Source organism: Homoserinimonas sp. A520 (assembly GCF_054489245.1).
The window spans coordinates 270635-282297 of record NZ_JBTMWX010000003.1; the positions used below are offsets into that span (position 1 = coordinate 270635).

At 64.2% G+C, this 11663-nt stretch carries 11 protein-coding genes; 9 read left to right on the forward strand and 2 right to left on the reverse strand.

Annotated features, from left to right (window positions below; translation table 11 throughout):
* Positions 1-74 precede the first annotated feature (74 nt).
* Complete coding sequence (locus ACX3PH_RS10005) at positions 75-872, forward strand: NAD(P)-dependent oxidoreductase (RefSeq protein WP_459091994.1); 798 nt, start codon at positions 75-77, stop codon at positions 870-872.
* Here ACX3PH_RS10005 and ACX3PH_RS10010 read toward each other — a convergent pair.
* Positions 863-1714: an IclR family transcriptional regulator gene (locus ACX3PH_RS10010; protein WP_459091996.1), complete on the reverse strand. Its 852-nt coding sequence runs from the start codon at positions 1712-1714 to the stop codon at positions 863-865. The two genes, ACX3PH_RS10005 and ACX3PH_RS10010, sit on opposite strands and share 10 nt — an antisense overlap.
* A gap of 189 nt (positions 1715-1903) precedes the next feature.
* On the opposite strand from ACX3PH_RS10010, the gene ACX3PH_RS10015 reads away from it, so the two are divergent.
* The 6 genes from ACX3PH_RS10015 (at position 1904) to ACX3PH_RS10040 (ending at position 8113) form a co-directional block, all read left to right on the forward strand.
* The gene (locus tag ACX3PH_RS10015) at positions 1904-3274 is read left to right on the forward strand and encodes an aminomethyl transferase family protein (protein WP_459091998.1); all 1371 of its coding nucleotides are present in this window, start codon (positions 1904-1906) and stop codon (positions 3272-3274) included.
* Between the two features lie 140 nt (positions 3275-3414).
* Entirely contained in the window at positions 3415-4197 is a 783-nt protein-coding gene (locus tag ACX3PH_RS10020; RefSeq protein ID WP_459092000.1) for an ABC transporter ATP-binding protein, read from the forward strand.
* On the forward strand, positions 4184-4894 hold the full coding sequence (locus ACX3PH_RS10025) for an ABC transporter ATP-binding protein (RefSeq protein ID WP_459092002.1): 711 nt from the start codon (positions 4184-4186) through the stop codon (positions 4892-4894). The genes ACX3PH_RS10020 and ACX3PH_RS10025 overlap by 14 nt, the downstream gene beginning before the upstream one ends.
* Positions 4895-4896: 2 nt before the next feature.
* A complete protein-coding gene (locus ACX3PH_RS10030) occupies positions 4897-5778 on the forward strand; it encodes a branched-chain amino acid ABC transporter permease (protein ID WP_459092004.1) in 882 nt (293 codons plus the stop codon).
* Positions 5778-6866, forward strand: a complete 1089-nt coding sequence (locus tag ACX3PH_RS10035; protein ID WP_459092006.1) for a branched-chain amino acid ABC transporter permease — start codon at positions 5778-5780, stop codon at positions 6864-6866. The genes ACX3PH_RS10030 and ACX3PH_RS10035 overlap by 1 nt, the downstream gene beginning before the upstream one ends.
* Positions 6863-8113: an ABC transporter substrate-binding protein gene (locus ACX3PH_RS10040; protein WP_459092008.1), complete on the forward strand. Its 1251-nt coding sequence runs from the start codon at positions 6863-6865 to the stop codon at positions 8111-8113. Before ACX3PH_RS10035 ends, ACX3PH_RS10040 begins: the two co-directional genes overlap by 4 nt.
* 73 nt (positions 8114-8186) lie before the next feature.
* On the opposite strand, the gene ACX3PH_RS10045 is transcribed toward ACX3PH_RS10040, so the two are convergent.
* The gene (locus ACX3PH_RS10045) at positions 8187-10208 is read right to left on the reverse strand and encodes a DUF262 domain-containing protein (RefSeq protein ID WP_459092010.1); all 2022 of its coding nucleotides are present in this window, start codon (positions 10206-10208) and stop codon (positions 8187-8189) included.
* 122 nt (positions 10209-10330) lie between these two features.
* Here ACX3PH_RS10045 and ACX3PH_RS10050 point away from each other — a divergent pair, with 122 nt between their 5' ends.
* On the forward strand, positions 10331-11104 hold the full coding sequence (locus tag ACX3PH_RS10050; RefSeq protein WP_459092012.1) for a hypothetical protein: 774 nt from the start codon (positions 10331-10333) through the stop codon (positions 11102-11104).
* A gap of 77 nt (positions 11105-11181) precedes the next feature.
* The gene (locus ACX3PH_RS10055; protein ID WP_459092014.1) at positions 11182-11658 is read left to right on the forward strand and encodes a nucleoside deaminase; all 477 of its coding nucleotides are present in this window, start codon (positions 11182-11184) and stop codon (positions 11656-11658) included.
* The last annotated feature ends 5 nt before the right edge of the window (positions 11659-11663 follow it).

Consider the following 11663-nt stretch of genomic DNA (forward strand, 5'->3'; position numbering starts at 1 on the left):
CGTTCGATCGGCGTAGGACTCGATCCAGTATCGTCTACAATATTATCGGATGTATTGACTTTTGGGAGTCTACTATGCGGGTCGCCGTGCTCGGTCTAGGGGAGGCAGGCGGCATTTATGCCGCCGATCTGGTGCAGCGCGGGGCAACAGTGGTGGCCACAGACCCGCTCGTCGCCTACGCACCAGACGGTGCGTCACTGGTCCCGAGCGTGGCTGAGGCGGTGCGCGGGGCGGATGTCGTGCTGAGCCTGGTTGGCGCGGGTGCTGCTGCGTCTGTGCTTGAAGATGCCCTGCCGGAGCTGGCAGCCTCCGCTATTTTCGCGGACATGAACACTGGCGGGCCCGAAGCGAAGCGGATGATGTCCGCGCGCTGCGAGGCGCAGGGGATCGCCTTCGTCGATGTCGCCATCCTGGCTCCCGTACCGCGCGCGCGGATCGCGACGCCGCTGTTGCTGAGCGGCCCCGGGGCAGCGCAGCTGTTGTCGCGCTTGGAGACGCTCGGGGTTTCCGCGACTGACGTCGGTGTTGAGGCGGGCGTTTCGGCCGGGATGAAACTCTTGCGCAGCGTCTTCATGAAGGGCTTGGCTGCGCTGGTGTTCGAAAGCCTGAGCGCGGCGGATTCCGCCGGAGCACGGGACTGGGTGCAGCAGCAACTCGCTTCGGAGTTGGGGCCTACCGGGGGCGAGCTCGTGCAACGGCTGGTAGAGGGCACACCGGTCCATGCGGTGCGCAGGGAGGCCGAGATGCGCGATGCCTTGGAATACCTCGAATCTCTGGGGTCACCCACCTGGATGACCGTAAGCACCATCGAGTGGCTCCATGAGCTTGCCGGGCGGCGTGACTCCCGTCACACCACCGCCAGTCAGAGCTGAGCCGCGAGGTACTCCATCGAATGCACTGAGGAGTTGACGAGCGGCCGGAGCCGCCCTCCCGGCGCCGCAGCGGGATGCCCAGCCGGAAGATAGGCCGAGCGCATCGCCGCCGAGATCTGGCTGGCGGCGTGGACGAGCGGTTCGATGTATCTGAGTGGTGACGTCTCATCGTTGGGCACGACGACGCCGATTGCGGCGATGACGTCGCGGTGTGCCCCGTGCACCGGAACCGCGATGCCCCGCGACGCTTCGTAGATGTGGCCGTCGCAAACCGCCCAGCCATCGGCGCGCACACTCCGCAGCGCCGAGCGCAACTCGTCCTCGGTCTGAATCGTCTGGTCGGTGTAGCGTCGCAGGCCCGCCGCGAGCACCTCGTCGACGAGGCCCTGCCCAGCGTGCGCAAGCAGCACGAGACCGCTCGACGAGGCGTGGAGCGGGATGCGCCCGCCGATCAGGGTGGCGTTGACGACGGCGTCCCGTGCCGACAGCCGGTCGAGGAACAACACCTCCGTGCCGCTGAGGACCCCGAGTTGGGCATGCTGGTTGACCCGCGCGTGCACCTGCTCCAGGTAGGGGCGCGCAAGTTCACGCAGTCCCAGTGCGCCAGGGGTTCGGCAGGAGAGCTCCCACAGCCGCACGCCGAGCCGGTAGCTGCGATCGGGCAGTCGCTCCAGGAGTCCCTCTCGTTCCAGCTCCCCGACGATCCGGTGGGCAGTCGACGGCGAAAGCTTCGCCTTGGCCGACAGCTCGGACAGGGTGAGGAACGGCACGGCCGCCTCGAACGAGCCGAGAACTCGAAGATGTTTGCTGAGCACGGATTCGCCCGCGGATGCTCGTGCCATTGTGCCGCTTCCTGCTCAGAGTGGCTGCCTGTGTCGTGGCTGTTGCCGACAGCCTACCCTCGCTAATTTCTATTGAACGGAAATTGGGCATCCGAGGGCGACCCGCGGGACGTAGTGTTTTCCGCACGAGCAGAACGACGGCGTTCACGGCTTCAACCCTGTGCCGCCGCCCCTCCAGAAGGAAGCGACATGACAACTCAGAACCTGCAGGCCGCGATCGAGAAGACCGGGAATCCCGTTGAAGTGCTGCGGAACGCGACATCGCGGCCGTTCACCTTCCCGGTCACCCCGGAATTCACCAACTGGCGCAGCGAGCAGGCGTCGTGGAAAGACTCCTGCGCTCTCCTCGACCAGTCGCATCACATGGCCGACCTGTTCGTCAGCGGGCCGGATGCCACGAAATTCTTCACCTGGATCGGTACGAACTCGGCGGCCGCCTACCAAGTGGGGCGCGCCAAGCAGCTTGTCGCGGTCAACCACGACGGGTTTGTCATCGGCGACGGCATCCTGTTCCATCTCGGCGAGAACTCGTTCGATCTGGTCGCCCTGCCAATGTTGAGCGACTGGGTGGAGTACAACATCCGCACTGGCGATTGGGACGTCAGCCTGGAGCGCGACGACCACTCCCTGATCCGCAAGGGCGATCCGAAGCTGTTTCGCTACGAGCTGCAGGGACCGAACGCGCTGAAGATCATCGAAAAGGTCACCGGCCAGCCGGCGCCGGAGCTGAAGTTCTTCCATATGGGTGAGGTCGAGATCGCGGGCGGGAAAGTCGGCGTGCTGCGGCACGGCATGGCCGGGCAGCCCGGCTTCGAACTGTGGGGGCCGTGGGCGCAGGCAGCAACCGTGCATGCGGCGCTCCTGGCGGATGGCGCGGAGTTCGGGATCACCCAGGTCGGGGCGAAAGGCTACTCCTCCGCCAACCTGGGTTCTGGGTGGGTGCCATCGCCGCCGCCGGCGATCTTCCAGCCGGAGCTGAAGCCGTACCGTGAGTGGCTCGAACTGTCAAAGGCGGGTTCGCTCGGCGGCAGCTTCTTCTCGAGTGACATCAGCGACTACTACCTGACCCCATACGACATCGGCCTCGGACGGTCGGTGTCGTTCGACCACGAGTTCCTTGGTAAGGAGGCGTTGCAGCAGCACGCTGAGAACCAGCGTCGTACCAAGGTGACGCTGGTCTGGAACGATGACGACGTCACGCGTGCCCTCGGCTCTGTCCTCGGCGATGACGAGCTTCCGGCGAAGTACATCGAGTTGCCCAAGTCGCGCTACGCGCTCTACCAAACCGATCAAGTGCTGAAGGACGGCCAGTTGGTCGGTCTCTCTCTCGACGTCGGCTACCTTGCGAACGAGCGCGTGTTCCTGTCCCTCGCCACGATCGCCAAGGAGTTCGCGGCGACGGGAACCGAGGTCACCGTCGTCTGGGGTGAGGATCCGGTCTCCCGGAAGGCGCAGGTCGAACCGCATCGACAGGTCGAAATCCGTGCAACCGTCGCCCCCGCCCCGTACTACGACTATGCGCGCGGAGGGTACCGCGCCTCCTCACCCACCCAGCCATAAAAAAGGAAGACTCGTTCCAAAATCGTTGACAATCTCGGTGGCGATCCGTAACATCCTTCTCGTGAGTCAAAGCAGATCACACGCACGACGAGCAACGCTTTAGCCCTTCGATAGCAACGATGCGACCAGGAAGGTACAGGATGGCCGCACGTCTGAGCCTGCAAAACGTCAGCCTCCGCTTCGGGGGTGTCAAGGTGCTCGAAGAGGTGAGCTTCGATGTCGAGCCGGGGGAGATCTTCGGTCTTGTCGGCCCGAACGGGGCTGGCAAGACCTCGCTGTTCAACTGCATCAGCGGGCACTACAAGCCCAGTGCAGGCTCCATCACGATCGACGGAACCGAGGTGCTCGGCACGCGGGCATCAGGCCTCGCCCGCTACGGCCTGGCGCGCACGTTCCAGCACCCGGCGCTGCAGCTCACGTCAACCGTGCTTGAGAACGTCCTGCTCGGCGGGCATACCCGGCTGCCAGGCGACGCTCTCGCCTGGTCGCTTCGACTGCCGTTCACTGTGCGCGCAGAGCGTGCACTGCGAGCAGACGCCCTCGAGCTTCTCGAACGCAACGGACTCGGCTGGGCTGCTCATCTCCCGGTCGATGAGCTCTCCCATGGTCTCCACAAGGGAGTCGAACTCTGCCGGGCACTCCTCTCGAACCCCACGCTGCTGTTGCTTGACGAACCTGCCGCCGGCCTCTCCCACGGGGAAGTCAGCCAGTTCATCGAAGCCATCAAGCGACTGCGGACAGAGGAAGACATCACCGTCGTCATCGTCGAACACCACATGGGACTCATCTCCGCCCTCACGGATCGAGTCGTTGTGCTGAATCACGGTCGGAAGCTCATGGAGGGGACCGCTGCCGAAGCCCAGTCCGACCCACAGGTCATCGAGGCCTATCTCGGGAAGGATGCCGCCGATGACGCTGCTTGAGCTCAGCGACGTGACTGCCTCCTACGGTCCTGTGCAAGTGCTGGACGGCGTCTCGCTCAGCGTGCCAGACGGTGGCGCTGTCGGCATACTGGGCGCGAACGGCGCAGGCAAGACCACGACACTGCGTGCCATCAGCGGAACCGTGCGGGCGCGGGGGAGCATCGTCTTCGACGGGCGCGACATCCTCGGCCTGCGTCCCGACCAGGTCGCCGCGCTCGGAATTGCCCACGTACCGGAAGGCCGGGGCACACTCGGGCGACTCACGGTACAGGAGAACCTGCTGGTCGGGGCGTACCTGCGGAAGGACCGCAAAGCGATCAGCACCGACATCGAGTACTGCCTCGAACTCTTCCCTCAGCTGAAGGACAGAATCAAGTCGAGCAGTTCCGCTCTGTCCGGTGGTGAGCAGCAGATGCTTGCGGTCGCTCGGGCGTTCATGGCAAAGCCGCGACTGCTCCTACTCGATGAAGCATCCCTCGGGCTCGCGCCCAGCACCGCGAAAAACGTCTTCGAAGCGATCAAGAGGCTGCGTCGTGAATCGGGCATCGCCATGCTGGTTGTCGAGCAGAACGCCAATCTTGCCTTCACCCTCGTCGACACTGCGACGGTTCTCGAGACAGGTCGCAACGCATTGACTGGCACCTCGGACGAGCTCATGGGCATGGACGAGATCCGACGCGCCTACCTGGGAGGATGACCATGGGGACCTTCATACAGCTGGTGATCGACGGCCTGGCGGCGGGTTCGATCTATGCTGCGCTGGCGCTCGCGATCGTGCTGGTGTATCAGGCCACTGGCCTGATCAACTTTTCCCAGGGGGCCATGGCTGTTCTGGCGGCTTACATCGCTTTCGCATTCTTCGGGCTCGGAATGCCGTTGATCCTGGCCATCCTCCTCTCCATCGTCGCGTCGTTCATCATCGGGGCGCTGATCGAACGATTCATCATGCGCCGATTCGAAGGGGGCGACCCCGATACCGCCGTGGTTGTGACCATCGGCTTGCTGACCCTCATCACCGGTCTGTGTGGTTGGTTCTGGAGCTACAATTTCTACAATTTCCCCTCGCTTTTCCCGTCCGACACCATCTCGTTGTTCGGAGCCACCGTGAGCGTGAAATCGATCAGCACAACGCTCACGATCATCACCATCATGCTGCTTCTGCAGTTGATGTTCCAGCGGACCAAGCTCGGGCTGGCACTTCGAGCCGTTGCCATCAACCCCCAGTCTGCTGCCTTCTCCGGTCTGCCGGTCGGCAGGCTCCTCATGGTTGGCTGGGGCCTGGCCGCCGTACTCGGGGCCATCGCCGGATCACTCGTGGCGCCGCAGCTCACCCTGATGCCGAGCATGCTCGACGGTGCTCTGGTGTACGCGCTCGCCGCTGTCATCCTCGGTGGTCTCGACAGTCCCCTCGGGACGGCGGTGGCGGCCTGGTCGATCGGGGTGCTCGAAAACCTCGCCGCGGTTTACGTGCCGTTCATCGGCCATGACCTGAAAATCGCCGTGCCGTTCATCCTGATCTTCGTGATCCTTTTCCTGCGCCCTCAAGGGTTGTTCGGCCGGAAAGACGTGGTGCGAGTCTGATGGCCACGACAAAGGCGCTGTTCCGCAACAAGTGGGTGCTTGTCGCCACGTGGATCGTGCTGGCCGCCATCCTGCTCATCGCGCCACTCGTGCTTCCCGTGTTCGCCAACCAGACACTGACCAAGGTGGGCGTGTACGCGGTGGCGGTACTCGGTCTCAACATCGCAATGGGATACAGCGGGCAGATCCACCTGGGCCAGATCTTCTTCCTCGGCCTCGGGGCGTATGTGGCCGCGTATGGCATCGCGAACGACTGGAACATCCTGCTCGTCTTCGTGCTCAGCTGTGTGGTTCCTGGTTTGGCCGGGTTGTTCGTGTCATTGGCCGCCGCCCGCCTTGGAGGGCTGGCCATCGCGATGGTGACGATCGCGCTGCCGATCGTCGGAGTTCCCCTGGCAAAGCGGCTCTCGGAATTCACCGGCGGGTCCCAGGGCACGTCGGCGCGGTTCTCGGGCGCTCCGGATTGGACGGGCCTCGCTGACGATCAGTGGCAGTTCTATATCGTCGCGGTGATCGCCATCATCGCGTTCCTGCTCGCCTACAACCTCGTGCGCGGCAAATTCGGTCGGGCGTTGGCCGTGGTTCGCGACAACCAGGCCGTCGCCGCCGCGACCGGCATCTCGCCGTACCGCTACAAGGTCATGGCATTCACAATCGCTTCCGTATTCGGAGGAGCGAGCGGCTTTCTTTACCTCGTCGCGGTGCAATACACCTCACCCGAGACGCTGCATTTCATCCATTCCATCAACCTCGTGGTTGCGATGGTCATCGGTGGCGCTGCCAGCATCGCCGGCTCACTGATCGGCGGTGCCTACTATGTGTTCGTTCCGCAAATCACGAACGCCATCAACCCGAACCTCACGGCGATCATCCAGGGCGTCGTCCTGCTCGCCGTCCTCTTCCTGCTCCCCGGCGGGCTCGTGACCCTTCCTCGCACCATCAAGCGGATGGCGAGGCGACTGCGAGGTCGACCTTCGCCGGGAACCGACAGTTCCCCACAGACCCCTCCACCACCGAATCCCACCCTGGACTCCGCAGTGGAGCGGCCCGAAGAGACAGCCAAGACAGAGAGGCAAGGTCAAGCATGAACATTCGAAGGAGAACAGGGGGCATCATCGGCATCGTCGCCGTTGCGTCGGTCGCCGCCCTTACCGTGACGGGCTGTGCCCGAGGCGGGGAGGCCGGTCCCGGCGAAGCTTCGGCGAGCCCCGGAATCACCGACACCACGATCACCCTGGGAGTCATCACCCCACTGAGCGGACCAACCGCAGGACCTGGCAATTGCACGGTCGACGGGCTCACGGCCTACTTCGGCGCAGCCAACGCCGACGGTGGGATCGAGTTCGCTGACGGGAAGACCCGCACGGTCGAGATCGAGGCGATGGACGACACCTATGACCCGCAGAAGTCGTTGTCGAACTATCAGTCGCTGAAGGACAGCGTCTTCGCGATCACCTCAGGCCTGGGCACACCCACCAACCGGGCGTTCCGTGAGGCGGCCATCGAGGACGAGGTGCCTCAGGTGCTCATCATGACGGGTGACCCGATCTTCAGTGATGAGGACGAGAGCCCATGGCAACTCGGCTTCGTCCCGGTCTACCAGACCGAGGGCTTTGCATTCGGTGAACTCCTGGCGGCGTCCGGAGGGGACCACAAGGTCGCCATCCTGTCGCAGAACGATGACTTCGGTGCGGGCTACGTGGAAGGCTTCAAGGAGGCCATTTCAGGGTCCGACAACATTGAGGTCGTCGGCGAGTTGACCTACGAGGCGAGCGACACGAACATCGACGCGCAGATCACTGAGCTTGCCGGAACCGATGCCGACGTCTTCGTCAGCGCGAACTCGCAGACGAACCTCGTCGGTCAATCACTGCTGAAGGCGCAGGAGATCGGCTGGCTGCCGAACTGGTTCCTGCCGTCGAACACGTCAAGCCCAGCCATCCTCGGCCCGGGCAATGCCGTCACTTACCCCGGCGTCTACACGACGGTGTTCTCCAAGTCCGCGGCGAGCCCAGCAACCGCCGAGGACGAGGACATGGTCAAGTTCTTCGCGGACATGTCGGAGTACGCGGGTATCGATGAGGTTCCATCGTTCCCGCACTGCGTCTGGAGCTACATGGTGGGTGCCACGCTCGACCAGGTCTTCCAGAAGATGACCGAGCCGACCCGGGCAAATTTCATGGAGCAGCTGCGCACCATCTCCGGGTTCGATGCGCCGCTCGGACTGGATGGCATCCCGATCGACACGGCCAAGGACGGCCAGGCGGCAGTCTCCACCGTGCAGGTGGTGAAGTACAACGGCGCTGGTTACGCGCCGGCCGAATCATTCGAGTGAGTTGAGCTGGAAGGGCCGGGGTGACCTGTTGACAGGCCATCCCGGCCCTTTCGCATGCCGACGCGGTGCGTCGCTACATCGCCTCGCCGATGTAGGAATACTTCACGAACACCTCGGATGCCAGGCCAGACTCTTCGAGCACGCCCTGCACCGCGGTGAGCATGTACTTGGAGTCCCAGCCCATGTAGAGGAAGTTGGAGTCGTCCAGCTGGTCCCAGTGCCCGTTCCACGCCTGCGCCTGGAAGATGGGACCGCCGCGGTGCGAACTGAAGGTGACGACATCCGCCCGGGAGTCCGCCCACAGCCGTTTGAAGATGCGGTTGAAGAGCGACTTGACGTCGTAGACCTCCCAGTGCTCGCCGCGGTACTCGACGTATTCGAACTCGCGCTGCCAGCCTCGTGGCCAGCCCGGTCGGCGCTTCGCGTCGAGGATCGGGGTGAGCCCGTCGTCGTCAATGCCGACCGTCACCGGTTTCGCCCAGATGCCAAGGAACTCGGTAGTCAGTCGGGCGGTGCGCTCCGAAATCTCGGCGGTACCCCAGGATGACGCTTCGGCCAGTTCCCGGGTCAAGGCCACGGCGCTCTTTGGGTAGACGGATGCCCGCTTCACCGAGAATGATGCGTCGGCGGCGCGCTCGGCCAGGTGCTCCTCGAGCAGCGTCAGGTTGCCCAGCGTCTGTGCGAGAGCACGGTGGCTGTTCTGCTCGTCCTCGCTGAAGTCGGCCCACTGGCGCTGGCCGTCGCCGCTCCAGGCGTCGCCCGGCGCGAGCGGGAAGACCGCCTCGATGTCCAGTTCGGCCAGGTTCGTGACATCCGCCAGCCTGCCCAGCACATACGCCGGGTGGGGGAGTTCCCCGTATTTGAGGGCGATCCGCACCCGCTCGTCGGACGGCATGATTCGCGCCATCGCCGATACCAGAGGGTCGGAGCCATCGGCGCGGGCGCGGCAGAGCCTGGCCACCAGGTGGTCATTGCTGAGCCCGACCACCGTTCGGCGGATGAGCAGCGACTGGAGGTTCGCCAGCTCAGCGAGCAGGGCATCCTTCGACAATTCGCCGCGCTGGAAGTCGCGGTAAGCCCGCATGACCAGCGGATACATGGTCTGGCCGAACGTGTTCAGGTGACCGAGGTGCTTTGCGATCTCGGTATCCCTCTCCCGCGAGGGTTCCATCAGGGTGCGGTAGATCGCCGAGAAGTCGCGCCACTCTGTTGCCAGGTTGCGCAGGGAGTCAAGGTGAAGCCGCGGAAACTCGTGCCGGAACGCGTCGTACACCCCGCGTCCGCCGACAACGTCGATGCCGCGTCCGGTCGTCATCACCAGGTAGTGCCGCCAGAAGCTGGCGATCGATTCGCCCGTGTTCTGCTCGATCGGCAGCCAGAACGTGTCCTCGATCTCGCCCTGCTCGGCACGGGTGAGGCCCATCAACACGTAGTTGTGGATCAACTCGTGGTCCCGCAACGGTTCACCGGTCGAGTTCAGGCTCTCGAAGATCTGCTGGGCGTTCGCATCGCCGCCGAGCGTGATCGAGACATGCTCCAGGCGCTGCAGGCCTTGCCAGACCTGCGGCACCTCCTCGGCCGGCACCTGGCTGCGGAAGAAGGCGTAGTTGTCGTCGAACCGTGAATCGCGGGGTTCGCCACCGTTTCGCCGGTCCAGCACGACCTTCTCGAACACGTCCGCCCAAGCGCGGTGCGGTCGCAGTTTTGTGCGATCGGGCTCGTCCGAGGACACCAGCACCCTCTGCAGTTCCGCGGCCAGGGAGGGATCGGCATCCTTCACGGTGTGGTGCAGGGCGGCCACCAGGAGCATCAGCGTCGTGATGCGCTGCTGGCCGTCGATCAGTACCAGTTCCCCGACCCCGTTCTGTGCGTTCGTGCTCTCCGCGCTGGCGCTGGACAGGATCGATCCGATGAAGTGGGTGTACCGGTGCTCGGAGTCGGCGGCGGCGCGGATGTCGGCAAGCAACTGCTCGCATCCGCCGATGTCCCAACGGTACTGGCGCTGGTAGACGGGAACCACGATGGTCGCGTCGGTGGTGGAGAGCCAGCGGATCGTGTTGACTGCCGTCGCATCGATATTCGTGGCTCTGACCATCTGAGTGATTCGCTCCTTAGCGCCGCCGGACTTCCCAGTTTACGGGGATGCCCAATGTTAGGGTGGCCTTACCAGGGCCTGTTAAAACGTGCTGGCCCCTGAACGAAAGGCACCACCGCATTATGGGTTACATCAAGTCTGCCGCCCTTGAAGAGACCGGCTATGTCGTGCTGGACCGCTACAACGAGCCGATCGACCCGAAGGAATGGCTCGACATCGAATATGTGGACTGGAAGTCGTCTGGTGAGACCCGCTTCGCACCGCTCGCCAGCGCCAAGGGTGAGATCGAGGTGAACGGCTTCTGGAACCACAAGCCGCCGCGCACCGACAAGGACGGCGTCTGGATCGACTCGCAGACTGAGAAGGCCCCCACCCTCACCGCCCGGGCGAAAGAGCCAGGCGCGAACGTCGGTCGCTGCCGCACTATCGAGTTGATGCCGAACGACTACGCGGACTGCCTCTACAACCTTCACCAGGACGACAACAACCGCCTCAACCCGGACGGCACCGGCTGGATCGTGCGCGGTTTCTTCAACCTGACCGACGACAAAGACAGCTACTTCGTGCTGCGCGACAACCGCACCGACCCGAGCGTCGAGTACCGCATCGCCCTGCCTGCCGGCGCCCAGCTGATCGTCGACACCCAGCGCCTGTGGCACGCGACCACCCACAACAGTGAGACGCCGCGCTACTGCCTGATCACGTCGTGGGAGTCCGGCCCAGAGCTCGACGCCTACATCGCCAAGTACAACGGCAAGAGCCGGGTGCCGAACGTTGAGGTTCCGCAGGACGTTCTGGATGCCGGCCAGGCCGAGCAGACGCGTCGCCTTGCCGCGCGTGCCGCCTACTACGCGGCCAAGGGCAAGGCGGAGACCACCGCGATGAGCGAAGCCTGATCCTCAGCTAGCTTTCGCAGCGGATGCCCTGGTCCCGCGACCGGGGTATCCGTCGCCTCGTGTAGCAGAATCAGGCTATGCACATCACCTCCACCGATCTCGCCCACCTTCGCCGCTGTGTCGAACTGGCTCGCGAAGCCCTCGAGTCCGACAATGACCCATTCGGGTCGCTTCTTGTCGATGGCGACGGGGTCGTGCGGTTCGAGGACCGCAACCGCACCAGTGGCGGTGACGAGACTCGCCATCCGGAGTTCGAAATCGCACGCTGGGCGGCCGCCAACCTGACTGTGGAGCAGCGCGCGTCAGCGACTGTCTACACCTCCGGTGAGCACTGCCCGATGTGCGCTGCTGCCCACGCCTGGGTGGGGCTCGGACCGATCGTGTACGCAGCCTCGAGTTCCCAATTGACTGAGTGGCGTGCCGAGTGGCAGCTTCCGCCCGGGCCGGTCGCACCGCTAGCGATCAGCGTTGTCGCGCCCGGCATCCCCATCGCCGGACCGGTGCCGGAACTGACTGCGGAGATTCGAGAGCTTCACCGCCGCCGCTCTTTATGACGATG